Genomic DNA, 25,509 nt, shown 5'->3' with positions numbered 1-25,509 from the left:
AAACTTTTAGATTTATTAGACTTTTTAACCTAGTATATGTTTTCTAACTTTTTTAATATAATCCTATCATATTTCAACCTTCGAGTAATTTTCGTAATCTATTTTATCTCTGCCTTTTGGTTATCCTGTAAAAATCATGAGCCAACAGGTAATTTGATGGATGTTGCATCTACTATGCAAATAGATTCAAATGATACTAGGGATTCTATTATTCTTAAAGCTGCACATGTAGTTCCAACTAAAAATCAATTAGCAGCATTGCAAGATGAGTTTATTGCTTTTGTCCACTATGGCCCAAATGCTTTTACCCGTTTGGAATGGGGGTCTGGTTTTGAGGACCCAAAAATATTCGCATTAGATTCGTTGAATACAGACCAATGGTGTGAAGCGATGAAAGAAGCTGGCATGACCAAAGTAATTTTAACGGCTAAGCACCACGATGGATTTGTTTTGTGGCAATCTAGGTATACAGATCATGGTGTCATGTCTACAGATTTCCAAAATGGAGAAGGAGATATACTGAGGGAACTTTCAGAATCTTGCCAAAAATATGGATTAAAACTCGGAGTTTATTTATCTCCGGCAGATTTATATCAAATTGAAAGTGAAAATGGACTCTATGGTAATCTCAGTAAACCCACACTTCGCACCATCCCGGCTGCTGCGAAGGGTCGACCGTTTGAAAACAAAACCACTTTTCAGTTTAAGGTTGACGATTACAATGCCTATTTCTTAAATCAGCTTTTTGAAATTCTTACCGAATATGGACCAGTGGATGAAGTTTGGTTTGATGGGGCCCATCCAAAGAGAAAAGGTGGGCAGCAATATGATTATATCGCTTGGAAAGAATTGATTTCTACTTTGGCTCCTAATGCGGTAATCTTTGGTAAAGAGGACATCCGTTGGTGTGGTAATGAAAATGGAAAAACGAGAGAAACCGAATGGAATGTTATTCCTTATGAAAAAGATCCCAAAACCAAGAATCATTTTGATGATTTAACCAATGTTGAACTTGGAGAGCGGGAACAATTGTACACGGCAAATTATTTACACTACCAACCTGCTGAGACCAATACGTCAATACGGGAAGGTTGGTTTTATCGGGATGATGAAACACAGCAAGTGAGAAATGCAGACGACGTATTCGATATGTATGAACGCTCCGTGGGAGGTAATTCAACCTTTCTGTTAAATATTCCACCAAATAGGGAAGGCCGTTTTTCTGCTATGGATGTAGCTGTTTTAAAGGAAGTAGGGGAAAGGATAAAATCGACTTACTCAAAAAACCTAATTGAAGATTGGCAAGGCCCCAAAGAACTCTATGACAATGATTTGGAAACCTTTGTATTGTTAGACTCTATTAACAATAGTATTGAAATTAAATCTGATAAACCTGTAAAGTTCAATCGTATTGTTTTGCAGGAAGATATTAAAAACCACGGTGAACGGGTTGAAAAATTTAAGGTACTCGCATGGATTGGGGGAGAGTGGAAAGAGATTGCAAAAAGCACGAATATAGGCTATAAACGGATACTCCGTTTTCCGGAAATAAAAACTGACAAATTAAAATTTCAAGTTGATCAATATCGCTATTTACCGGCCATTGCTACCATTGAAGCTCACTATTATGCTCCGAGACCTCCTGTCGTTACCATTGATAGAACAAACGACGGGTTCGTGGTACTCGATGTAGATAGAGGAAACTTTAAGTGGAAACCACATGGAGAAAATAGTTTGGGGAATCTTAGCGGTGATTATGAAATAAGATATACTACTGATGGCTCCATGCCAACTAGAGACTCTCAATTATTCGAAGGTGTATTTTCTTTTAGGTCTGGAGAAATAAAAGCTGTATCGGTGGTCGGCGGTAAAATAGGACAAGTTAGTAGTAAGGTTATTGGTATTCCCAAAATTGGTTTGTTTCAATTTGATTCAAGGAATGATTTTAGAAAGGAACATATGCTGTTAGCATTTGATGATAGCCTTGAAACCGTATTTTATTTCCACAAAGAAGAAAAGAAACCACTTTCAATGTCATTTAATCTTTTAGAACCCATCAATGCAAAATCATTTATTTATTACCCGTCCTTAGAGGCAAATGTTGGGTTTATTTCGAAAGGAAAAATTTCAACCAGTATGGATGGCAAAAATTGGAGTGAACCTACCATGTTTGAATTTGGTAATATTCAAAATGATCCTTCTGCTCGAAGTGTTGATTTTACCAAATCAGGGGCATTTAGATACGTTAAAATAACAATTTTGGAAACGGTAGGAAATTCTGCTAGGATCGGGGTGGCCGAAATAGATTTGATTGAATAATATTTTATTTAGGCAAAGGCAAACCGATGTTTCACATATGAGAACAAAGCATAACTAATTATTCCACAAATTACAAATCCTACAAAAATTGGTAAAGCAGTGTCATCCACAAAACTTCCTATGAAATTTGCTAATGGCACTGACATTACGGTTGATAAAAATCCATTTAAGCCTGCTCCCATACCAGCAATATGGCCAAGGGGTTCCATTGCTAAGGCCCTTAAATTACCAAATAATAAACCTATAGATAAAAATTGAATGGATAGAAAGGCAACTAAAACGGCTGCCGGAGGATTACCCAAATGAAATAATAAAATGTATAAGGCAGAAGTGCCGATAAAAAGAAACAATGCTACTTTTACCATTTGCCTCATTCCAAATTTTAGGACCAATCGACTATTTAAAAAGGTTGAAATTCCTATTGAAATGGACAACAAGGCAAATATCATAGGGAATTCTTCCCTAAGTCCATACTGATGATGAAAGATTTGCTGGGTACTACTTAAATAAACCAAAAAAGAACCCATAATAAATCCTGAAATAATGGTGTATACAACCGCCGGGGTACTGCTTAAAAATTCTTTAATGCCATTTGTAAACATGGACATCTTAAATGGAATCCTCGACTTTATGCTAAGAGTTTCTTTTTGTCTTAGAGCAAACCAAACAAGTACGGCTAGTGCAATAAATAAATTAAATCCGTAAATCGTCTGCCAATTGGAGAGTTTTAAAATTAATTGGCCTAAGGAAGGTGCCACCACTGGTACAAGGATAAAAATCATTACAATTAAGGAAATAATCTTACCCATATAATCCCCAGAAAATTGGTCCCTAACCATAGAAACTGTAATGGTTCTAGGAGCTGATAAACCGATTCCCTGAAGCACACGCCCTAAAATCATTATTTCAAAACTTTTAGTGGTCATGCAAATAATGCTGGCAAAACCAAATATGGCGAACCCAAAATACATTAAACGTTTTCTGCCATAACAATCAGATAGTGGTCCTAACACCAATTGACCAACCCCAAAGCCTAAAAAGATCATGGTGACCAATTGTTGACTTTTATTAAAATCTTCGAGCTCTAAATATTTAGAAATATTGGGTATTGCAGGGAGTATAGCATCTATAGATAAAGCACAAATGGCCATCAAAGAGGCCATTATTGCTATAAATTCATTAGAAACTTTTTGTGGTGCTTGGGTCATTCGGCAAAAGTAAGCTTTAAACCCTTGATATAAATTAATCTATATTAATAAATATCTATGCTAAATGACCCAGAACCACCAAAAGATTATTTCATAAATTCATCAATCATTGTATACATATCCGATGGAGTTTCTGATTTACTACTGTAAACAATATCTCCATTTGGATCGATAATTATCTTTGTGGGGAAAGAATTGACATTGAATGGAATAATCAAATTATTTTCATCTGTACTTCTTATTTGAATCCAATCAAATTCATTTTTTTCAATTGAATTTTTCCATCGTTCGATAGTGTCTCCACTATCTACACCGACGATTTTAAAATTCTTGTCCTTATATTTTTTGTGTAACTTTTTAATTTTTGGCATTTCGGCCATACAAGGACCGCACCAAGTTCCCCAAAAATCTAGTAATACATAATTACCTTTCAAATCAGACAATTTAAACTCAGAACCATCTAGGGTATTGGTAGTGGTAACTTCCGGAGCTTTCATGCCAATGGCAGTATTTTCGATTGCTTCTAGACGTTCTTTGGCCTCTTCGTAAAAAGGGGTTCCAGCTAAAAGTTCACTATTGAAGGACTCAAACAGACGTTTTGCTTCATTATTATCATAATATTTTCTGTAAAAGGCATCATTAAAAATATAGGTGGCAGCTACTGAATTTGGATTGGCTTCAATGAATTTGGTTTTCAAATCCAAAATTTCATTACTTAACTTTTTGATTTGTTCGTACATTGCCTTTTGCTCTTCCTCTGTAAAATTTCCAGTTGACGATGCAACTGTGATAGAATCGATGGTATTGGCTAAGGGGAAAATTTGTGAATTGATCTCTCCCAATTTATCATTAATACCATCTTTATCTGATGGATAAGCATCAACCATAAACTCTTCAATTTTTCCATTATAACTTATTTCTGCACCTGGGTAACCAATAAACCACATTCTCATTAAGTGGGCTTTTACAGAAACATCATATTCTTTATCCCCTCTAGTTACTTTATAACGTCTAAGAGCTTCTGGAATGCCGATAAAATAGATTTTATAAGGTTCGTTAATAGAATCAGTAAATTTGAATTTCCCATTAGTTACCGGAATGGTATCCCTTCTGTATCCATCAGCTTTGCTATCGTCCTTTTCATAATAGACCAAATATTCTGATGTCATATTCTTTATATCGGCATTAACCGTAAATGTTTTTGGAGTTTCACTCTCATTTTGCTTTACTTCCTTTTCACAGGAAAATAGGCTCAAGAAGATAATTAGGGTAGGAATAAGTATTTTCAAATGTCTTTTCATAATTTATTTTTTAGAAAAATTAATTCTTAATCAATTTTTTAGTTTAATAAAGATTCGATGAGTTGGTAGACATCGGTATCTTGGTCTGTTTTAGAATTATATAAAATTGTGCCTTCAGGAGAAATTAAAAATTTTGTCGGAAAGGAAGTGACATTATAGGGCACTAACAAATCGTGTTCTTGGGTACTGCGAATGTGGATCCAGTTCAATTCATTTTCAAAAATAGCGTCCCTCCATCGTTTTTCAGGATCCCCGCTATCAATACCTAAGATTTTAAAATTTTCATCCTTGTATTTATTATTAACTTCTATCAATTTGGGGATTTCAGCCAAACAAGGTCCACACCAACTTCCCCAATAGTCTATTAAAACGTAGTTTCCTATTAAGGACTTTAATTTAAATTCCAAACCGTTTAATGTATAATTTGTTGTTAATTCTGGAGCGGGCTCACCAACTTTTGTCCTAAAAACAGCTTCAATTCTGTTTTTTAGTTCAATGTAGAACGGATTGTCTTTAAGATGTACAGAATTTATGGAATTTAATAGTTCTTTTGTTTCGAGTTCGTTAAGTTCAGTTCTGTTATATGCATTTAACAATACATAGGCAGTTGCTGCCGAATTAGGATTGGCCTTAATGAAGTTGACCGTTTTTCCTTTAACTATATTATAAAGATCATCTATAGAATCCCTGTATGCCTTATACGTTTTTTCATCTAGATTTTTCTCAATTGTTATCAGTTTTAAATCAACAGCTTTATTTAATAGAGGGTATATCTCTGCATTTAATTTTGAAAAATCTGTGTTGACAGTTCCGTCTTCAGGAAAGGCTTTTACATAATCATCTATTTCCCCATGTACTGTGATATCTGCTCCGGGATATGTAAAGAATTGCAATTGTGTTACTGGTGTAGGCAAATAACTTCGTTCATCAATTCTTTTAAAGGTCTGGCTAATAAAAATACGGTTATAGGTATAGGTGCTAACCGAATCTTCAAACCTAAAATTTCCATTTATCACAGGTATGGTATCGGTTTTGTAACCATTAGGATAATTAGGGTTATTTTGATTTAGCACCAGATAATCGTTTTCCAGGTTTCCTAGATACCCTTGGATAATAAAGGTGTTTGGATGTTTGCTGGTTTTAGAATTTGCAATTTCATTTTTACAACCTACCAAACTAAATAATCCTAGAGCAATTAATGCTAGTCGATCTATTCTTTTGATTTTCATTGGTAAGTAAATATTTGATATAAAAAAAGAGGGTTATTGCTAACCCTCTTTATAAATTAATATTGAGGTGTGCTAATATTGTTCACAACAATCTATTATTGAAACTTATACTTGAAAAATAAGAATGTGAGTTTCAATATTTTTAGAGGACCGGAGATTATATTATTAAGCCCCGATCGCACTTAACTTGGTAATTAATAATTAATAATTAATTATTTCGTTAATTTCTGGCCAAACCAAACCGTCATTTCTTCTCAATTCTACAGTTCCATATTCAGCATAACGAGACGTGAAATTGTTAGTCCACTTTAGGGTTAAGACTTCTGGAGTAACACTTACAAGTTCGTATTGGCTTGTGTAATAAGATTCGGCATAAATAATGGTGATGGTTCCTGTATCGGCATCCCAAGTCATTGTGCCATCTCTTGGCCCACCATATGCACCTCCAAAAGACATATCTAAAATGTCATATTCGCCTTCATTGCCTCCAGGTACAAATTCAACCATTCGTTTTGCTCCAACAACGACATCTGAATAAGAGTAAGTAACGGTTCCAGGGCCAACTTCAGTCCAAGTAGCCTCAAATTCACCTACCCAGGTGTCTACCAACTTTTCTTTTGCGCTAAAACCAAACAAACAGTTGATACCTTTACAATCGGTTCTTGAGTCTGCTACGTTTCCATCTTTTCCTGTAATAACCCACCTTAATTCAAAAAGATCTCCTGGGACAAGATCTGTACGACCTCCTGAGAACTGGCTTGAAAATGCGTTGTAGACTTCACTTTTATCTAAAGAAATTTCGAATACCTCAGTTGGATTAGAAACGGATGCTATTAAATTTCCACTTGTACCGCCTAAATAATTAAAATTGTCACCAACTTGCTCTTCAGCAAAGATGTAAAAATCAATTTTACTTATTGCTTCAACACTCACATCAGGCGAAACAAAGGTTACATTAAATTTTGCCTCAGTCTGGCCCCAAAAGGCTTCACCGGTGCTGTTATTGACATTATAAACAAAACCGCTTAAATCTTGATCTGTGGTAAATTTAAGAGTTGCTGAATCCGTCCAAGTTGCGTTAGGGTTGTTGAAACCTTCAATTTCTTCCTCTTTATCACAAGAGTTCAAAAATGGAAGAATTAAGATTGCAAACATCCATAGAACTTTTATTTTCATATTAATACTTTTTATAATTAACATATATATTTTTGTTTTAAAGCATTCGGAAAAAGTTCTTGCCTTCTTCCGAATACTTCTTGGAAAATTAATCTCTAAGGTTAGGGTTTAAATTTAATATAGCAGGTGCTATACCTAAATAATAACCCTCATCTCCAGGTTCTAAAGTAACCGTATCACCTGAATCTGGAATTACCCTCGTATAGGTTGGTACATTGTCTCCATAAATATGGTATCTCTTCTGATCGAAAATGTTCAATGAAGATCCATGTAATTCTTTACGTCTCTCATTTTTGATAAGTTGTAAAGTAGATGCATTGTCTGTATGCGTATAAGGTGTGAAATTTGTAATACGCATTTCTAACAACTGATTTAACATTGCTATAGCACCAGATCCATCACCAGTTCTTGCTTTGGCTTCAGCATTTGTAAGCATCAACCTATAGGTTGTAAGACCCACACTGCGCTCTCCTACATAGATATAACAGTAGTTAGGAGAAGTGTCTAAACCTGCACTAGTCACTTGAGTAGAAAATAAATGCCATCTTCTATCATTATCCTTATCGTACAAAGCTTCGAAGTCTGGGTGATATAAATGTGGTGTTCTAAACCCATACTGCGTATAGCGATTCCAAATAGTTTCTTGGTTAAGTGTACCATAAATCCATGCGTTGATATCACCGCCTACACTATAACCTAACCAAGGATTTGAACTGTTTCTGAACTCCACATTATTGTAATCGTAAAGAAAGTTGTATTTAGCAAGGGCTTGGTTTGAATAATTAACCGCTTCTGAAAAATTACCCATATACAGATGTACTTCTGCTAACAACGCCAAAATAGATGCAGTACCAGGTCTCCAGTTCATTGTTCTGTTAATGGCAGGATAGTCAGGACCTATTAATTCCATTGCCCGTTCTAAATCAGAAAGGATTTGATTATAAATGTCACCAGTGCTTGACTTGCCTAATTGAGCCTCCAAATCTACCGAAAGAGGCATAGCGATTGCTAGTTCTTCCGGATTGTTAGGATCGTAATGTGGTGCATATTCATTTACAGCATGAAAATATTCGAACGCTCTCTGCGCTAAAGCCTCTCCACGAAGAATTGGCCTCATGCTTTCTTGGTAATTGCCAACTTCTGCATCACCGATATTTTCCAAAATAAAATTAGACTGATGGATATAGTCATAAAATTCTATATAATCTTGATCTCTTCCATTTTCAGGGTATAAATCATGCGCCCATCTATAAGCGTTTGTTGAGACTACATCGTTTTGGATGTTTCCATATACAACGTCAGACATAAATACGTCTGGATCCATATAACGTAAGTTTTCGCCTTTACCTCTTAATATGGCATAATTGCTTAATAGATCATCATAATCTTTAAGAGCAGAAGGAATAACCCTTCCTTTTGGCAATACATCTAAAAATTCATCTGGATTCTCACAAGAGAATGTAAAAGCTACCACCAGACTTAATACTATATATTTAATTTTCATAATCATTTTTTATTAAAAGTTAGCTCTTAATCCTAATGTATATCTCGTTAGATTAACATATGCATCATCAAAGAAGGCCTCTGGATCTCTATCTATGTCATTTGCAGTCCATAGATATGGATTGGTTATTTGAAAACTCAACCTCAAATTGGTAAAGAACGTTTTGTCGATGTATTTCTGCGGCATGTTATAGCCTAGGATAATCTCCTGGATTCTTATGAAATCTGCTTTGTGGTAATTAATATCAGAACTGGTCCAATAAAAACCTTGGCTAGATGTGGCACCGCTTCCACCTTCGCTTTCACCCGTTCTTGGGTTGATACCTGCGTAGTAAGCACGTGGTATATTAGTGGAGGCTTCATCTCCCGGTTGTCTCCAACGATCGTTCCATATTTTATTTGTTCTAACATTTCCAAAAGTAGAAGATGTATTGTTGTAGGTACCTGCAGATGAAGTCAAATAGTTTACAAAATTTTTAAAATAATGTCCAGCTTGATAATTAACAAGGACACTTAAATCAAAACTTTTATAGGTAAAGGTATTGGTTAAACCTCCATAATATGGGGCTATTTCCGTTCCAACACTCACCATGTCTTCTAAAGTTATCTCAGTAGGAATGTCTGACCAATGTACTAAAGTACCATCTCTTTTTGCAGCCATAAACTCGCCATTATCATTGATTTCCCCAAATCTATAAGCGTACAGGTTAAAGAATGGATCACCTTGTAAAAAGGTACCACCATTGACCAATAAGCTTGGCTCTTGGTTATTTTCACCATAGAAGTTAGTAACGATGTTTTCATTGTAGTTAAAATTGGCACGTACATTCCAATTAAAGTTATCGTTAGATATTATATCAGTGTTCAATGATAACTCAAATCCTTTATTGTCGGTAGCGGCATAATTCAAGGTGGCAGATGCCCATCCATTTGTAGGATCTACTGCTCTTCTACCTAAAATATCACTACTCTTACGGACATAATATTCTGCAGTACCAGACAATTTATTGCCAAACAATGCAAAATCTACACCTATATTGGTTGTTGCTACTTCTGCCCAACGTAAACTTGGGTTAGACGGCACATTTAAGCGAGAATAAATATAAGGTCTACCCCAGAATATAGATCTAGGAATGGCCTGCGCATATGGGGATGATGAGTTGTCAGAAATACCACCGATACCATATGAAGCTCTTAATTTTAATCTGTCGACCCATGAAACGTCAGCCATGAAATCTTCTCTTCCTAATTCCCAACCGGCAGCAACAGACCATAATGGTTTATAACGGAATTCAGGATCACTTCCCCAAATATTTGCTTGTTCAACTCTAATACTACCATTAACAGTGTACTTGTCTTTATACGTATATGCTAAGTTAGACGCGAAACTTACATTTCTTATGTCTTCTTCGGATTTTGAAAAATAATCAGATGGTCTACTGAACAAACGGTTTCCGTTGAAATTCTGGACACCAGCACTAAGTGTCTCTGATGCCGGAATGTACTGTAGACTTTGCTCATCATACCCATACACTCGGTTAAACATATTGTCTGAGTAAAACCTTGAATATTCACCAATACCTAATACAGTCAATTGATGATCGCCCCATGTCTTATCCCAATTAATACTGTTACGGAACACCCAACCTCTTCTTATGTTTCGGTCGTGGGCATAATCGGTTCCAACAGGTATTTGGTATTCTCCATCCACATAATAATCATTGATAAAATTACGATGAGATGGTAAGTCCATACTATTATAAGTATCGCTTTTATAATAATTGATTTCATATGCAAAGGCACTTGAAACAGTTAAATCTTTTAGAATTTCAGCATCTAACTGAAAACGTGCCCTAAGGTCCATTCTCATATCACTGTCATTTTTATTTAATCGTTCTTCTAACCAATTAAAAGTCATTGGTGATCCAACCTCTTCTTCTCTAGCTTGGGATATCCATGGATTCCAACCTACATAATACTGTCTTAGGTTTCCATTTTCATCAAGGATTTGGTCATATGCCTGTAATTGTTGAAAAACCTCTGCAGCTCCAGCAGTTCCAAAGCTAGGGCTTAATGAATTTAGTGTTTGATTTCTGATACCACCAGACAGCAAAGAGGTAAACTTAATTTTGTCAGAAAAATCAACAGTGTTATTAACCGTTAAGGTTATACGATCATCGTCATTGCCTATGTTGGCAGATTGATAATCTGTATATGCCAATGAAGCGAAATAGGTGTTGTTATCACCACCACCCTGCATGGATAAATTATGGGTTACCCTAAGGGCATTTCTAAAGAAATGTTTGCTAAACTCCTTGTTGATATTTCTGCCCTTAAGCTCTTCTATGAAATTATTAAAGGTGTTTTCAGACCATACGTTGCCATCTGGTGACAACCCATTTCTATAGATATATGCTAAATGTAAATCATTGATACTACCAGTAGAATTAGCAATACTATTTAAATTATACCAACCTTTGTCTAAAAATTCTTGGTCTAATTCTATCTCCTGTTCGGTATTCATCCATTGAAAATCATCTGTATCAATTTTGTTTTCTAACTCAACAAAAGAAGAAAATGCAACAGTTGGCTTTCTATTTTTTGTTCCTTTTTTAGTGGTAATTACAATTACACCATTCGCCGCTCTTGCTCCCCAAATAGAAGCAGCAGAAGCATCTTTAAGAATCGTAATAGATTCAATATCTTCAGGGTTAAGTGAACCTAAATTGTTGTTCAAATTAAATGCAGTCTGGTCAGACATCGGGAAGTTATCAATTACGATAAGCGGTGTTTCTTGAGAAGAAAAGATGGTGGACCGACCTCTAAGATTGATAAGACCTGTTGCAGGACTCACACTTAAACCAGCGACCTGACCTCTAATTCTTTCCAAAATGTTAGGTGATGAAGGTCTCTGTTGAATATCTTCTGCAGTCAGTTTAGAGAACGAACCAGCTGTACGTTCCTTAGACAACGTTTGGTAACCCGTAACAACCACTTCGTCTAATTGACTTGTTGACTCATTAAGAGTGATGCTAACATTTGTTAAGTCAGCAATCTCTGCCAATAAAATAGTTTTTGTTTCAAAACCAAGATACGAAACCACAATGCTTTCTGTATCAGATGGTAGAGCTATGGAGAATTTCCCATCGATGTCTGTAGCGACACCCAATGTTTTTGCTCCATTTAAAACAGTAACACCAGCTAATGGAAAACCATTGCTATCGGTAATAGTACCAACAACTCTAATATTTTGTTGTTGCTTTGGTGCTGTGGATACAGAAATTTCTCTATCCTTTAAGATAATTTGTTTGTTTCTAATGACGAAATCTGTCAATGTATTACCAAACATTTGGTTTAATACATTTTCGATAGAAACATTCATCGCTTGAATGTCGATTGTTCTTGTTAAATCAACATCCTTAATGTTAAAAATAAAATTGAAATCAGAATTGGCCTCAATTTCATCTATTGCCTGTGCAATTGTTACACCTTGCAATTGAAGGTTGATTAATTTTCGCTGAGAATAGGAGTCATTTGCATGTAAGCTAATAACAGCCGTAAACAAGATCAGGAAAGTCAGTTTCATTTTTAATGTTAGTTTTAGTGTCGAAGGTGACACTTTGAGGTGCTCATAGATTTTTTTCATACATTAGTAAATCATTAGGTGGTTAATATTTAATTTAAACACTTTGGTACAACCGGGAATGTTGCCGCATTTCCGGTTATTTTTTACACAACTTTGGTACTTAGGTTATTTTATTGTGATTTTATTTTTATCTACATTAAATTTTAGATCAAAACTTTCTTGGAAGTAGCCCAATACAACTTTTATATCCTCTTCATTAAAACTCGCATAGAAATTTTCCTCGTTTAGATCCTTGTTGTTGTTGATTACTTCAACATTATATTCTCTTTCCAATTTTGGGATAATGTTTTTAAAGGAAATATTTCTGAACGTCAATCGACCATCTCTCCAGCCAGTATATACTTTAGTATTTACCTCTTCTTTAGTTAAGGTTGCAGAGCCATTTTTTGCTAAACTTCCTTTTTCTCCTGGCACTAATTTTAAAATACTTGAGGACGCTGTGTTTGATAATGCTACAGAACCTTCTTCAAGAACCACATCAATAGAAGCATCTTCTGGATAGTTTGAAACATTAAAGCTTGTACCCAAAACTTCCACGGCCATGTCGCCAGTATTTACAATAAAAGGATGAGCTTGGTCTTTGGTTACATCAAAATAAGCCTCTCCAGTTATAAAGACTTCCCTTTTTAATCCTTCTAAAAATTTAATTGGGAATTTTATGCTTGACCCAGCATTCAGGTAGACGTCAGTTCCGTCTGATAATTCAATAGTGAATTTTTTCCCGTACGGAACTTTCAATTCGTTATAGACTAAAGTTTCAATTAGACTATCTTCATTTGAAATGAGGTTAGCATATGAAATTTGTGTGGTATTATGAAGAACAGAAGCTCCATTAGAATTTAAGTTGATGCTGTCATTAGACGATAGGTTGATATTCGTTACATTACCATTTCCTAAAATCAACTGTACATTATTATCGACTATTTCTAACTTATCTAAAGCTTCAATCCCCTCTGATGCATTAAAGAATACTGTTTTAAAAAGGAATCCGCTAACTAAAGTTATTCCTATAAGTATAGCGGCATACTTTAACAAGCGAGGTAATCTAATTACCTTATTGGTCTTATTAGATTCAAACTTTCTTAACGCTTTTTCAGCATTAAATTCTACCAAGGCTTTATTAATGTATACATGATCCCTAATTTGTTGTTTAATAACTTCCAAATTTTCAGGATCCTTGGCTGATTGTTCCAGTTCAAATTCCTCTTCAGGGGTGAGGGAATTTGCTATATATTTATCTATTAAAGTATGTAGGTGTGATTTGTTCATTATGTTTAGCCTTGAAACGTATTAATTAATACGCTTTTGAGCATTTTTTTATCAATTGTTTAATTGATTGACGGAAGCACCTTAGATACACCCCTAAAAAAAGTTAATTTTTTTTTAAATATTTTTTTTAGAGTATTGTAAATTCTTATGCGAACCTCCTTAAAGAGAAATGGAAGAGGCTAATTGGTTAGGATTACACGAAGATAGATTCAATGATATTTATTTAAAATATTATGAGAGCCTATGCTATTTTGCTATGTCTTATACCAACGATCGTGATCATGCAGAAGATCTTGTACAAGAGGTGCTATTATATTTATGGCAGAATCGTAACACAATTAAGATTAACACCTCCCTTAAGTCTTATCTATATAGGGCCGTTTATAATAAGTTTATTGACGAGTATCGGAAAACAAAAAGTCAGAATGCTTTTTTGGAACAATTACGTTTTGAAACAACCCAGGAGGCCATTGATAATATTATGGATGAAGTTAATTCCTCCAAAATTTTAAAAGCAAAAAAGATTGTAGAAAGTTTACCGCCGAAATGCCAGAAAATATTTCTTATGAGTAAGATTCAAAACCTAACTTATAATGAAATAGCAGAAGAACTAGACATTTCGGTTAAAACAGTTGAGGCCCAAATGGGAATTGCTTTCAAAAAAATAAGGGAATTTCTAGGCCAGAATTTAACCTCTCTTATGATATATATTTTATCGAATGTGTTATAAGACGAGCGATACAAAGACCGTTAAGGAAAAAGAGCAACACTATAGGGTTAAAATTGCTGAAGAGCGATTTCGCTCCATATTCGATAAACCTCGGTATCATATCAATGGTTTTGCGCATCCAAACATGCTTATAATTCCAATGGAGCGCAAAGATTTGCTCGCTCCAGGTGTCTGGGGAATAGTGCCTGGGGGTAAAACTGCAGAGGACATTAAACCATATTACAAAGAATCGGTTAAATATGGTTCTGGACTAAATGCCCAAAGCGAAAAATTATTTTCGCATTATTTGTATAGAGAGGCTTCAATGGTTAGGAGGTGTGTGATACCGGTTACTGGTTTTTTTGAACCTCACCATCAAAAGAATAAATCCTTTCCTTATTATATTTCATCAGGTAAAAATGAACTATTGTCGCTGGCAGGCATTTATAATGTCATTGATACCTACATAACATTCAGTATACTCACACAGAAGGCTTCCCCCTTGTTTGAACACATTCACAATAAGAAAAAGCGACAACCATTAATTCTAAATGAAGATGGAGTGGAGGAGTGGTTAAACCCTGATTCTTCAATGGAGATAATTAAAAAGTTAGTACAGCAACACTATCCTGAAGAAAAATTGGATTATTACACCGTTTCCAAAGATTTGTATTCCACTAAAATGGACACAGACTTTCCAAATATTTTAGACAGGATTAATTACCCCGAATTACAGGAAAGCCTATTTTGACTAGAGCGGAATATTTCCGTGCTTTTTTTTAGGGCTTTCAACGGTTTTATTTTGAAGCATTGCAAATCCCTTGATTATTTTCCGTCTGGTTTCTTCGGGCATTATTACCTCGTCAACAAAACCTCTTTCTGCAGCACTGTAAGGGTTAGCGAATAAATCAGCATATTCCTTTTCTTTGGCCTTCCATTCCTTCTCAGGATTTGCAGCATTTGCTATATCATTTTTAAAAATAATCTCTGCCGCTCCCTTAGCTCCCATAACAGCAATTTCAGCGGAGGGCCAAGCAAAATTTAGGTCAGACCCAATGTGCTTGGAATTCATCACATCATACGCTCCTCCGTAGGCCTTTCTAGTAATAACGGTAATTCTAGGAACTGTTGCCTCACTAAAAGCATATAAAAGTTTAGCCCCGTGAACGATAATTCCGTTCCATTCCTGATCCGTGCCGGGTAAAAAACCAGGTACATCTACCAAAACCAATAAAGGAATGTTGAAACTATCACAAAAGCGTACAAATCTGGCAGCTTTTCTTGAACTGTCAACATCAAGGCAACCTGCCAAAAACATCGGATTGTTGGCAATAACACCAACACTTCTTCCTCCCATCCTTGCAAAACCTATAATTATATTTTTAGCAAAATCTTCCTGAATTTCAAATAGGGAGTCCTTATCCACAATATGCTCAATAATTGTAAGCATATCATAGGGATGATTAGGATTGTCTGGTATAATCGATGAAAGCTCAGGTCTCAATTCTTCACCCAATTCAAAAGGTAATACAGGAGTAGTTTCCTTATTGCTAGCGGGCAAATAGGAGAGTAGGATTTTGATTTTTTCTAAAGCCAAGATATCGTTTGCCGCCGTTAAATGTGCTACTCCAGATTTTTCGGAATGAGTTGAGGCACCACCAAGTTCCTCGGAGGTAACTGTTTCATTCGTAACAGTTTTTACAACGTTAGGCCCTGTAACAAACATGTAACTGGAATCTTGCACCATAATCGTAAAATCAGTCATAGCAGGAGAATACACTGCCCCACCTGCGCATGGACCCATAATAGCAGAAATTTGAGGTATCACTCCAGAGGCCTTTACATTTCGGTAGAAAATATCAGCATAGCCTCCCAAAGACCTTACTCCTTCCTGAATACGTGCCCCTCCTGAATCATTAAGTCCAATTAATGGTGCGCCAACGGTCATTGCCAAATCCATTATTTTGCAAATTTTTTCAGCATGCGTTTCAGACAAGGCTCCACCAAACACCGTAAAATCTTGTGCAAATACATAGACTAACCGTTCATTGACTGTTCCGTAGCCTGTAACCACCCCGTCACCATAATAAATTTGATTTTCCAGTCCAAAATCTTTGGTGCGGTGGGTTACCAACATACCTATTTCCTCAAAGGAACCTTCATCTAAAAAATATGATATACGTTCTCTTGCGGTTAATTTCTTTTTAGAATGCTGTTTTCCAATTCTCTTCTCACCCCCAGCATCATGTGCCTTTTCAATTTTATGTTGAAGTGTTTTTATTTTAGAGTCCATAGCTTAAACAGTTTTGGGAAGCTTCAATTTTTTAATTTCTAATTGGTGGTGATGCCTGGCAACAAAAGTGGCCACAAAGCGCTCCATTTCTTCATGCTTATCAATGGCGTCCTTCGTAAAATAATTCGCAACAAAGTTGGTGGAATAATCTCCGCTCAAAAAGGCAGCGTGCTCCATAACGAATAATCCAAACGATAAGGTCGTGGAAACACCATCAACATTATACATTGAAATTGCCTGCTTCATTAACGAAATTGCCATGGCTCTTGTGTCACCATAAGTTATCAATTTGGCGAGCATAGGATCGTAATAAATTGGAACTGTCTGGCCTTCTTCAATGCCATTGTCAACCCTAATATTTTTCCCTTCAGGAATTTTATAGGTGTTTAGTTTGCCTATACTCGGTAGAAATGAGTCATATGGATCCTCGGCATAAACACGAAGTTCTATGGCATGGCCATTTAATTGAATATCGTCTTGACTAAGGGGAAGAACCTCTTCTTGTGCAATTTTAATTTGAAGTTCAACTAAGTCTAGGCCAGTAACCAATTCGGTGATAGGGTGTTCAACTTGAAGTCGGGTATTCATTTCAAGAAAATAAAAATTCTTGTTTTCATCCATCAGAAATTCAACTGTACCAGCGCCTGTATAATTACATGATTTTGCAACGTTAACCGCCGCTTGCCCCATTTCCTCCCTTATTTTTTTGGTAACAAAAGTCGAAGGTGCCTCCTCAACTACTTTTTGGTGTCTTCTTTGAATGCTGCATTCACGTTCACCTAAATGAATAACGTTTCCATGGCTATCAGCCAAAACTTGAATTTCTATATGCCTTGGGGATTGAATGTATTTTTCAATAAAAACAGAACCATCACCAAAAGCGGACTTGGCTTCACTTACTGCACGATCCATTTGAGATTCAAAATCGTTTGGATTTTCAACAATACGCATTCCCTTTCCACCTCCTCCAGCAGAAGCTTTAATCAAAATAGGATATCCTATTGAATTGGCTATTTCCTTTGCCTTGCCAATATCATCAATGGCATTTTCAGTGCCTGGAACAAGAGGTATATCGTATTGGGAAACGGCTTCCTTAGCGGCAAGTTTACTGCCCATGGTTGTAATGGCAGCAGGAGTTGGTCCTATAAAAACGAGATTATTGTCTACAACCTTCTTGGCGAAATCTGCATTTTCGCTTAAAAACCCATATCCAGGATGGATGGCATCTACCGCCAGGTCTTTAGCAACCTCAATTATTTTATCACCATTTAAATAAGAATCTTTGGAGGGAGGAGGTCCGATACAGACCGCTTCATCAGCAAATTTAACGTGCAGTGCATCTCGATCCGCTTCAGAATATACTGCTACAGTTTTTATTCCAAGTTTTTTGCAGCTTTTTATAACTCTAACCGCAATTTCACCACGATTAGCGATAAGTACTTTTTTTATGGTATGCATTATTCTTCAAATTCAATTAGGAGGTCATTTTTATCAACCGTCTTTCCGGTTTTCACTGCCACAGATTTTATTATGCCCGACTTAGGCGATAAAATGACGTTTTCCATTTTCATGGCTTCCAAAATTAGGAGCGGTTCATCTTCATTGACCTCATTACCCTCTTCAGCCATAATTTGTAAAATTAAACCAGGCATAGGAGCGACTATTTTATCGATAGATTTAGCTTGATCTGTAGTTAAACCTAACTGTTCAATTAACACATCTAAGTCACTTTCTAATTGAATGTTATAAATTTTATGATTTAACCTTAATTTGTAAGTTTTATTAAGGATGTCGCTCTGGATAATATCAATTTTAATCGACTTGGAATCATGGATAATATGATAAGTAGATTCATCAATTTTGAGGATATCTGGAGTCTTTTGCGGATGATTTTCTAGGTCAATCTTATGGTGGTCATCCACAGTCGCAGAAACAATTTTCATGTAATAAAAAGTTATCTGTTAAAGATACGATTAATGTATGGAATGGAGTGATCCTAGAGTTTCAACAATTTTTTTAGATTAAATTTTGGCTTGGCCATTAATTTATTGACGGTTCTTAAAAATATCAAAGCTGTTATAAAAGCGTCGCCTGCAGCTGTATGCCGGTCAGAAAGATCTATGCCATAATCGTAAGCTATATCATCTAATTTATAAGTTTTCCGTTTGTAAATAAGGTTAGATTTAATTTGGGTTGCCCGGTACATATCGACAGTGTCAATTAATTTATTCTTTAGATTGGGCAATCCTCTTCGGTTGAGTGCTGAATTTATCATACCAATGTCAAATTGGGCATGATGCGCAACAATGATTGAGTTACCAATGAAATCTAAAAATAATTTCAGGGATTCTTCTTCGGTAATGGTTTTAACCTTTTCATTTCTCAATAAACCATGAATTTCTACTGTTTCAGGATTAAATTTATCTTGCTTTACATAAACCTCCATCCCTTCTGAGACCTTTATCTCCAAGTCTTCAATGATTACCGCGCCAATACTCAGTATTCTATCTAAATCTAAGTGAAATCCTGTGGTTTCGGTATCAATTACCACAAAACGGTTCTCTCTAATGGTCTTCGGTAGCGGATTTTTGAAATTTTCTAAATAATCGAGCCAATATTTTGGATAGGTATTTTTTGAAAACCAACTCGACATTTTTAGAAATTTTGAACGTTGAATTTAACTTTAATTAATTCTTGAACATTTCCTATTGTTTTAAAACAACGTTTCAATTTCATTTTTTCCTCTTTTGTAAGAGTCTCCAATTCAATAAATCGACCACTATCGTTGTTAATTAGGCCATGTTTTGTCCTGAATTTCAACAAAGCTTTTGAAGTATAGGAGCAAGAAAGGAAGAGTTCTTCATTTTCTGGTACAATTCTAGCCAATTCTTCAAAACGCTCAGCTGTATTATTAATATTTTTCAAGCGATAGGAAATTGCTAGAACGCGGCCGGCATCTGTTATAGGCATCAGTCCACGTTTTTTTAGATCGAAATGGTCTTTGTATTCGCCATCTTGTTCCACCAAAAATTGTCTAAAAAATCCAAAAGGTGAAGGACTTCTTAGTGCACTGGCAGCAAGTTTCGACAAGAATATTTGATTGTTCCTGGTTATTTCAAAAATATGATCTGCCAATTTACTTGTCAAAGTTGCATCTCCATAGGTGATATCGAAGTCAAAAAAGATAGAGCAAAGTAAAATTTCATCGTTTCCTGTGTCTGTTGTCCATTTTGTGAATTGATGTTTCCATTCATCGAGACTTAAACACCAGTTAGGATTTTTAGCCATCATGTCACCAGGACAAAAATCAAAGCCAATTATATCTAGTCGCTTATTTACTTTTTTAGCAAGTTTCAAAAAATAAGAACGGACTTCGTCAATAGTTTCATCTGGAACATTTTGAAAAATTATGGCATTGTCTTGGTCTGTATGCAAAAGCTGTTCTTTCCGACCTTGACTTCCCAAAGACATCCAGGCGAAAGGAACAGGAGGAGGGGAGTCCATTTTTTTTAAACAGCGCTTTATAACATGTTTAATGGTGGCATCATTCAGTTCAAACATGATGCGCATTATAAGGGTCATTGGAATATTTTGATTGATATAACCCTTTAAAAGAAGCATGGTTTTTTTCCTAATTCTCCTTAATTCTTTGGTAGAATTGGTTCTGCTAATGGCCTTCATCAAAATGGTTGGATTGCTGCCTTTCTTAACGATTATATCATTTTGGGCAACAATTCCTATTAATTTAGTATTCGGGGTTCCATCTTCGGTTATACAAAGGTGCCCCACTTGATGTTTCATCATGCTTAATTGAGCCTGGGCAATAGAAATACTCTTAGTATAACACAATACAGGTGAGCTCATTACATCCTTGGCTGGAGCATCTATTCCAAACTTACCGGTAGCCACATTGTTTCTTAAATCTTTGTCAGTTATAATTCCTATAGGTAAACCTTTTTCTGTAATAACAATTGAACCAATGTTTTTTTCAGTCATTTTCTCGGCCACCTTTCGTATTTCCATATCTGGTGAAGCAGTAACGACTTTTTTTATGTAATCGGTAGGTTGCAACTCAAAAAGTTCTTCACTCATTTCAATTTGCCCAGTCGCATTACCAAATAAGGTTTCTTGTTGGGTGGTTGAAAATGGGAATTCTGTATTGGAGGCAAAACTTTCAATTAAAAACTGGCCGACGGCTCTGTTATTCTCTGCAAGTGGCCTAAAAATCTCGATGGGGATGCAATACAGGATTGTATCCTCCTCAGCGATGGCTGTCATTGAATAACTCTCTTTTGCAAAAATTGCCCTTAATCCAAAAATATCCCCTTCATCATATTTATTAAGCTGTTTATCAACCCCGTTTATCTCTGTCTGCAACAAAACTGCTCCCTTATTAATTACATAAAAATGAGGTTGTAGTGGTGTCTTTGCATCAAATATAAACGAGTTTTTATCTAGATATTTTACAGTAATGTTTTGAGCGATAAATAGGTTTTGGGTAGGTGTAAGCCGGTCGAAGGGCGGGAAATCCTTTAGAAAATCTGCAATTCTTTGTGCTATTGTATTTTTCATAGAATGTTTTAAAGAGAACTAAGAATCCATTTTGAACAAACTATTCCTTTGATGTTTTCTAATGGCTCTAACGGATAAAATTATGCCAATTACCAAGGATACAATGGCGCCAATCCAAAAACCTGGGATAAAATCTATGAATAAGAAAAAGTCATATGCTCCATGGAAAATTATGGCTAATGAAAGTCCTAATAGGTTGTTGAAAACCCTATGTTTTGAAAATTTTGCCTTTCCCATAAAATATCCCATCATAATCGCAAATATCGCATGTGCTGGTACTGCAGTAAAAGCTCTGATAATGGCTACTTCCATACCGCCCTGTAGAACGTACAAAATGTTTTCAGTTGCCGCAAAACCCATTGACACTAGCACTGCATACATAATGCCATCATAGGGCTCATTAAATTCAAATTTCCGTTGACTATAAAATCTCACAATTATGTATTTACTGAACTCCTCAGTAAACCCTACCACTACAAATGCTTTTACTAATAGTTGAATTATACTTTCATCATTTGGCAAAGGGACAAACCAATCAAATATTAAATACATTATAGTGGAAATCATAACACTTACAAGGGCTCCCAGGGTGAAATGCGACAATATTAGCCTTAAGGGTTCTTTTTCATAAAGATCCATTATGTAAATAAAGATCATTATTATCGACACAGGCGCTATTGCCAAGAGGAGTAGAGTCATATTTCAGCCTCAATTAAATTTATTGCGTATGGATTGCAATACAGTTTCATAATATTTCCTGTTTGAAGGTACAAAATGGTTGTTATTACCACTATGTTCAAGTAGGTGCTCGAATTCTATGAAATTTACCAGTTTAATATTTTCAACCTCAATAGGGTCGATTTGTAACTCTGAAATGGGATCTTCAAATTGGCAAATAAACGTATTGTGGAACTCAAAATCCTTAATACCATTGTCATAGGTTTGAAAACATGGGAAAATTCCAACTTTTTCAAAATCTGAGGTATTCACTTTGAGACCTAGCTCCTCGAAACATTCCCTAGCTGCTGCATGCTCTACCGTTTCACCGGCATCTACATGTCCAGCGACCGAAACGTCCCACATAAGTGGACAAATACTTTTTGAAGCAGCCCTTTGCTGCAACAGAATGTTTTTATCATGAGTATAAAGCCACAAATGGGCTGTATGGTGGTACAACCCATTTTTATGAATTTCAGATTTAGGAACGGCCTTACCTAATGGATTTCCGTTTTCATCTGTAATGTCAATTAGCTCGTCTTCCAAAACATTAAAAGGTTAATCAAAATAACTAAATGATTGGCCGTCTTTTATATTTAATAAAGTTTCGTAAATCAGGCGAATTACATTTTCAACGTCATCTTGGTGCACCATTTCAACAGTTGTATGCATATATCGTAACGGCAATGATATTAGTGCTGAGGCAACACCACCGTTGCTGTAAGCGAAGGCATCTGTATCTGTTCCAGTAGCTCTAGACAATGCAGAACGTTGAAAAGGAATTTTATTCTTTTCAGCCGTTTCGGTTACTAAATCACGCAATTTTTGTTGAACTGCAGGGGCGTATGCTACCACCGGACCTTTACCCAATTCAAGATGCCCCTCTTTCTTTTTGTCAATCATTGGGGTGGTGGTATCGTGCGTAACATCAGTAACAATGGCCACATTTGGTTTAATTGTTTGTGTGATCATTTCAGCACCACGCAAACCTATTTCCTCTTGAACGGAATTGGTTATATATAGACCGAAAGGTAATTTCTTTTTATTTTCTGAGAGCAGTCGGGCAACCTCCGCAATCATAAACCCTCCCATACGATTATCCAAGGCTCTACATACAAATTTGTTGTCATTAAGGATGTGGAACTCGTCTGGGTAAGTTATTACACAGCCGACATGTACTCCCATTTTTTCAACTTCCTCCTTGGTGCTACATCCAATATCTATAAATATGTTTTCAGGTTTCGGGGGTTCCTCTTTAGATTTGTCTCGTGTATGAATGGCAGGCCAGCCAAAGACTCCTTTTACAATTCCATTCTTGGTATGGATATTTACGATTTTACTTGGTGCAATTTGATGGTCGCTACCACCATTTCTAATGACATACAGCAGCCCGTTGTCAGAGATGTAATTGACGTACCAAGAAATCTCGTCAGCATGTCCTTCAATAACAACCTTGTATTTCGCTTTAGGGTTTATAACACCTACAGCAGACCCATATGTGTCAGTGATAAAAGTATCTACATAAGGTTTTAGATATTCCATCCACAATTTTTGTCCATCCCATTCGTAACCGGTAGGCGCCGCATTGTTCAGGTAATTTTTCAGGAATTCTAATGATTTTTTGTTTAAGACCTTCTTTTTTGCCATGTATCAAATTTTGTATAAAAATAGTAATAAGTGATAGAATTTGCAGTTATATAACTTCATAAATCGCCAAGGACGGCAACAATAATAGGCAACGTTAAAAAAAAACAAATAATGATTGCGGATTATCGTTCAGTTCAAAAAATTTGTAGGTTTGGAATGATTTTGGCAATGCCTATTGCACATGAAATATTTGCTATTTATCATAGTATTTTTTGCTTTAACAGCAAATGCACAACAATCTATTCCTCAAGATAGTACAGAAGTCGAATGGATAATTGTTGAAGGGGATTCCATACCCAAAACTGCCATAGATTTAGATGAGGTCTTATTACTGCAAAAATTGCAGTTTGACAGTAAAAATGATCGTATTCGCTATCTTATACTAAAAAGGAAAACCATAAAAGTTTATCCATACGCTAAACTGGCTGCAGAACGATTAAAAGCGCTTAACGAGCGTTTAGGGATGTTGGAGCGCAAAAGTGAACGGAAGGCTTATGCAAAAATTATTCAAAAATATATAGAAGAGGAATTTTCTGCCGAGTTAAAGAAACTCACACGAACAGAAGGACAGATACTCGTTAAATTAATTTATAGGCAAACAGGGGAAACAACATTCGATTTGGTAAAAAACCTAAGAAATGGTTGGCGAGCTTTTTGGTATAATAGTACGGCCCAATTATTTAATATCTCATTGAAAGAAGAATATAAACCTCTGGAGGTAAAAGAAGATTTTTTAATTGAAGATATATTACAGCGTGCATTCCAAAGTGGGCAGCTTAAGCGCCAAAATCCGGCATTCGACATAGATTATTATGATCTTACTGATAAATGGTTGGCCTCTAACATTACCAAAACGAACTAGGTGAGGAGCCAAACGGCATTAGAAGAAAAATTAAACGCTTGGAGTCACGGTCTCGGGGCTTTTTTAGGATTGATTGGGCTTATTTTATTGATAGTTTATACCTCGAATAAACATCCTTACAGTTTAGCTAGTGTTATTGTTTATGGGATTTCCATTATTATTCTCTTCTCTGCATCCGCTTTATACCATTCGGTGGCGGAGGGACGTAAAAAGCAACTTTATAGGAAATTAGACCACATCAGCATTTACCTATTAATTGCTGGTACTTATACTCCTGTAACCTTAATAACCTTGGCGGAGAGTAAGGGATGGCTGTTATTCAGTTTAGTTTGGGCTATAGCGGCTTTTGGATTACTTTTAAAAATATTCTTCACCGGTCGTTTTGAAGCATTTTCATTAATACTTTATTTGGTCATGGGTTGGTTGGTTGTGATAGACTATAATGAACTATCGCTCTTAATGCCACAAGGAGGGATGAATTTGTTATTTGCAGGTGGGGCTTTTTATACTCTAGGAGTAGTCTTTTATGCGATTGAAAAAATTCCTTTTAATCATGTCATATGGCATTTATGTGTTTTAGGAGGAGCTATTTGCCATTTTCTGATGATCTTCCGTTACGTAGTCTAGGCATTTAAAATATCCTCATATTCAAGAAAAAATTCTTCAAATTTTGTCATGGTTGAATTGAAGAACACCATAACCTGTTGCCAAGAGTTTTTGTTATGGATCGATACCTTTTCCTCTAGAGGAATATAGATTCGTGAAATTTCTTTACCGTTTTCTAGTATAAACATTTCGTCGAAAATGGCATTAGGTAAAAATTCTTCTATCAAAATTGACTTCAAGGCAATCAATCGTTCCCAATATTTTATCCGGTTTTCCAAATCATCCTCAATATCCAAAGCCACTAGAGCAGATTTGTTGTCAAAATGAAATTTGAAACTAAATCCCTTAATTTTGGTATCATACAAAATCCATTTCCTTGGAAAGGATTTTCCAAAGCTAGTCCAAAACTCCTGCCGTAATTTTCTAGATTCTTCTTTGCTAAACACTATTGT

21 protein-coding genes are annotated in these 25,509 nt (G+C 35.7%); 5 read left to right on the top strand and 16 right to left on the bottom strand.

Going from position 1 to position 25,509, the window contains the following annotated elements; genetic code table 11:
- Nucleotides 1–36 precede the first annotated feature (36 nt).
- Nucleotides 37–2,319, top strand: a complete 2,283-nt coding sequence (locus tag ISU00_RS15985) for an alpha-L-fucosidase (protein WP_228851677.1) — start codon at nt 37–39, stop codon at nt 2,317–2,319.
- Nucleotides 2,320–2,327: 8 nt separating this feature from the next.
- Here ISU00_RS15985 and ISU00_RS15980 read toward each other — a convergent pair whose 3' ends face one another.
- The 7 genes from ISU00_RS15980 to ISU00_RS15950 form a co-directional block, all read right to left on the bottom strand.
- Nucleotides 2,328–3,527 carry a multidrug effflux MFS transporter gene (locus ISU00_RS15980; RefSeq protein WP_228851676.1) on the bottom strand — a complete coding sequence of 400 codons (1,200 nt, stop codon included), beginning with the start codon at nt 3,525–3,527 and terminating at the stop codon, nt 2,328–2,330.
- Nucleotides 3,528–3,613: 86 nt separating this feature from the next.
- Entirely contained in the window at nt 3,614–4,828 is a 1,215-nt protein-coding gene (locus ISU00_RS15975) for a TlpA disulfide reductase family protein (RefSeq protein ID WP_228851675.1), read from the bottom strand.
- A 38-nt stretch (nt 4,829–4,866) separates the two neighbouring features.
- Entirely contained in the window at nt 4,867–6,057 is a 1,191-nt protein-coding gene (locus ISU00_RS15970; RefSeq protein WP_228851674.1) for a TlpA disulfide reductase family protein, read from the bottom strand.
- 201 nt (nt 6,058–6,258) lie between these two features.
- On the bottom strand, nt 6,259–7,233 hold the full coding sequence (locus ISU00_RS15965) for a hypothetical protein (protein ID WP_228851673.1): 975 nt from the start codon (nt 7,231–7,233) through the stop codon (nt 6,259–6,261).
- Nucleotides 7,234–7,321: 88 nt separating this feature from the next.
- A complete protein-coding gene (locus ISU00_RS15960; RefSeq protein WP_228851672.1) occupies nt 7,322–8,737 on the bottom strand; it encodes a RagB/SusD family nutrient uptake outer membrane protein in 1,416 nt (471 codons plus the stop codon).
- A gap of 12 nt (nt 8,738–8,749) precedes the next feature.
- Nucleotides 8,750–12,322 carry a SusC/RagA family TonB-linked outer membrane protein gene (locus tag ISU00_RS15955; protein ID WP_228851671.1) on the bottom strand — a complete coding sequence of 1,191 codons (3,573 nt, stop codon included), beginning with the start codon at nt 12,320–12,322 and terminating at the stop codon, nt 8,750–8,752.
- 165 nt (nt 12,323–12,487) lie between these two features.
- A complete protein-coding gene (locus tag ISU00_RS15950; protein ID WP_228851670.1) occupies nt 12,488–13,651 on the bottom strand; it encodes a FecR family protein in 1,164 nt (387 codons plus the stop codon).
- A 169-nt stretch (nt 13,652–13,820) separates the two neighbouring features.
- On the opposite strand from ISU00_RS15950, the gene ISU00_RS15945 reads away from it, so the two are divergent.
- On the top strand, nt 13,821–14,381 hold the full coding sequence (locus ISU00_RS15945; protein ID WP_228851669.1) for an RNA polymerase sigma-70 factor: 561 nt from the start codon (nt 13,821–13,823) through the stop codon (nt 14,379–14,381).
- The gene (locus tag ISU00_RS15940; protein WP_228851668.1) at nt 14,371–15,111 is read left to right on the top strand and encodes an SOS response-associated peptidase; all 741 of its coding nucleotides are present in this window, start codon (nt 14,371–14,373) and stop codon (nt 15,109–15,111) included. The genes ISU00_RS15945 and ISU00_RS15940 overlap by 11 nt, the downstream gene beginning before the upstream one ends.
- Here ISU00_RS15940 and ISU00_RS15935 read toward each other — a convergent pair whose 3' ends face one another.
- The 8 genes from ISU00_RS15935 to ISU00_RS15900 are packed head-to-tail and all read right to left on the bottom strand — an operon-like array spanning nt 15,112 to nt 23,589.
- Nucleotides 15,112–16,653 carry an acyl-CoA carboxylase subunit beta gene (locus ISU00_RS15935; protein ID WP_228851667.1) on the bottom strand — a complete coding sequence of 514 codons (1,542 nt, stop codon included), beginning with the start codon at nt 16,651–16,653 and terminating at the stop codon, nt 15,112–15,114.
- Between the two features lie 3 nt (nt 16,654–16,656).
- Complete coding sequence (gene accC, locus ISU00_RS15930; protein WP_228853749.1) at nt 16,657–18,102, bottom strand: acetyl-CoA carboxylase biotin carboxylase subunit; 1,446 nt, start codon at nt 18,100–18,102, stop codon at nt 16,657–16,659.
- Between the two features lie 8 nt (nt 18,103–18,110).
- On the bottom strand, nt 18,111–18,596 hold the full coding sequence (locus ISU00_RS15925; RefSeq protein WP_228851666.1) for an acetyl-CoA carboxylase biotin carboxyl carrier protein subunit: 486 nt from the start codon (nt 18,594–18,596) through the stop codon (nt 18,111–18,113).
- A 53-nt stretch (nt 18,597–18,649) separates the two neighbouring features.
- Nucleotides 18,650–19,306 (bottom strand): 3'-5' exonuclease, encoded by a 657-nt coding sequence (locus ISU00_RS15920; protein WP_228851665.1) that lies wholly within the window; start codon nt 19,304–19,306, stop codon nt 18,650–18,652.
- A 2-nt stretch (nt 19,307–19,308) separates the two neighbouring features.
- Nucleotides 19,309–21,225: a DUF294 nucleotidyltransferase-like domain-containing protein gene (locus tag ISU00_RS15915; RefSeq protein WP_228851664.1), complete on the bottom strand. Its 1,917-nt coding sequence runs from the start codon at nt 21,223–21,225 to the stop codon at nt 19,309–19,311.
- A gap of 18 nt (nt 21,226–21,243) precedes the next feature.
- Entirely contained in the window at nt 21,244–21,924 is a 681-nt protein-coding gene (locus ISU00_RS15910; RefSeq protein WP_228851663.1) for a PrsW family intramembrane metalloprotease, read from the bottom strand.
- Nucleotides 21,925–21,933: 9 nt separating this feature from the next.
- A complete protein-coding gene (locus tag ISU00_RS15905; RefSeq protein WP_228851662.1) occupies nt 21,934–22,488 on the bottom strand; it encodes an NUDIX hydrolase in 555 nt (184 codons plus the stop codon).
- Nucleotides 22,489–22,500: 12 nt separating this feature from the next.
- Nucleotides 22,501–23,589 carry a M42 family metallopeptidase gene (locus ISU00_RS15900; protein WP_228851661.1) on the bottom strand — a complete coding sequence of 363 codons (1,089 nt, stop codon included), beginning with the start codon at nt 23,587–23,589 and terminating at the stop codon, nt 22,501–22,503.
- A gap of 181 nt (nt 23,590–23,770) precedes the next feature.
- Between ISU00_RS15900 and ISU00_RS15895 the strand changes: the two genes are divergently transcribed.
- The gene (locus ISU00_RS15895) at nt 23,771–24,451 is read left to right on the top strand and encodes a DUF4294 domain-containing protein (RefSeq protein ID WP_228851660.1); all 681 of its coding nucleotides are present in this window, start codon (nt 23,771–23,773) and stop codon (nt 24,449–24,451) included.
- Nucleotides 24,452–25,078 carry a PAQR family membrane homeostasis protein TrhA gene (trhA, locus tag ISU00_RS15890; RefSeq protein WP_228851659.1) on the top strand — a complete coding sequence of 209 codons (627 nt, stop codon included), beginning with the start codon at nt 24,452–24,454 and terminating at the stop codon, nt 25,076–25,078.
- On the opposite strand, the gene ISU00_RS15885 is transcribed toward trhA, so the two are convergent.
- Nucleotides 25,075–25,503 carry a DUF4268 domain-containing protein gene (locus ISU00_RS15885; protein WP_228851658.1) on the bottom strand — a complete coding sequence of 143 codons (429 nt, stop codon included), beginning with the start codon at nt 25,501–25,503 and terminating at the stop codon, nt 25,075–25,077. The two genes, trhA and ISU00_RS15885, sit on opposite strands and share 4 nt — an antisense overlap.
- Nucleotides 25,504–25,509: the final 6 nt, after the last annotated feature.

The organism is Aegicerativicinus sediminis, assembly GCF_015476115.1.
Classification (GTDB): Bacteria; Bacteroidota; Bacteroidia; order Flavobacteriales; family Flavobacteriaceae; genus Aegicerativicinus; species Aegicerativicinus sediminis.
Note: the sequence above shows the minus strand (reverse complement) of the source record. Positions and strands in the feature narration are given on the sequence as shown.

Coding starts and splice junctions, on each gene's coding strand:
- ISU00_RS15985 (WP_228851677.1), top strand. CDS start 37: ATGTTTTCTAACTTTTTTAATATAATCCTATCATATTTCAACCTTCGA.
- ISU00_RS15980 (WP_228851676.1), bottom strand. CDS start 3,527: ATGACCCAAGCACCACAAAAAGTTTCTAATGAATTTATAGCAATAATG.
- ISU00_RS15975 (WP_228851675.1), bottom strand. CDS start 4,828: ATGAAAAGACATTTGAAAATACTTATTCCTACCCTAATTATCTTCTTG.
- ISU00_RS15970 (WP_228851674.1), bottom strand. CDS start 6,057: ATGAAAATCAAAAGAATAGATCGACTAGCATTAATTGCTCTAGGATTA.
- ISU00_RS15965 (WP_228851673.1), bottom strand. CDS start 7,233: ATGAAAATAAAAGTTCTATGGATGTTTGCAATCTTAATTCTTCCATTT.
- ISU00_RS15960 (WP_228851672.1), bottom strand. CDS start 8,737: ATGAAAATTAAATATATAGTATTAAGTCTGGTGGTAGCTTTTACATTC.
- ISU00_RS15955 (WP_228851671.1), bottom strand. CDS start 12,322: ATGAAACTGACTTTCCTGATCTTGTTTACGGCTGTTATTAGCTTACAT.
- ISU00_RS15950 (WP_228851670.1), bottom strand. CDS start 13,651: ATGAACAAATCACACCTACATACTTTAATAGATAAATATATAGCAAAT.
- ISU00_RS15945 (WP_228851669.1), top strand. CDS start 13,821: ATGGAAGAGGCTAATTGGTTAGGATTACACGAAGATAGATTCAATGAT.
- ISU00_RS15940 (WP_228851668.1), top strand. CDS start 14,371: ATGTGTTATAAGACGAGCGATACAAAGACCGTTAAGGAAAAAGAGCAA.
- ISU00_RS15935 (WP_228851667.1), bottom strand. CDS start 16,653: ATGGACTCTAAAATAAAAACACTTCAACATAAAATTGAAAAGGCACAT.
- ISU00_RS15925 (WP_228851666.1), bottom strand. CDS start 18,596: ATGAAAATTGTTTCTGCGACTGTGGATGACCACCATAAGATTGACCTA.
- ISU00_RS15920 (WP_228851665.1), bottom strand. CDS start 19,306: ATGTCGAGTTGGTTTTCAAAAAATACCTATCCAAAATATTGGCTCGAT.
- ISU00_RS15915 (WP_228851664.1), bottom strand. CDS start 21,225: ATGAAAAATACAATAGCACAAAGAATTGCAGATTTTCTAAAGGATTTC.
- ISU00_RS15910 (WP_228851663.1), bottom strand. CDS start 21,924: ATGACTCTACTCCTCTTGGCAATAGCGCCTGTGTCGATAATAATGATC.
- ISU00_RS15900 (WP_228851661.1), bottom strand. CDS start 23,589: ATGGCAAAAAAGAAGGTCTTAAACAAAAAATCATTAGAATTCCTGAAA.
- ISU00_RS15895 (WP_228851660.1), top strand. CDS start 23,771: ATGAAATATTTGCTATTTATCATAGTATTTTTTGCTTTAACAGCAAAT.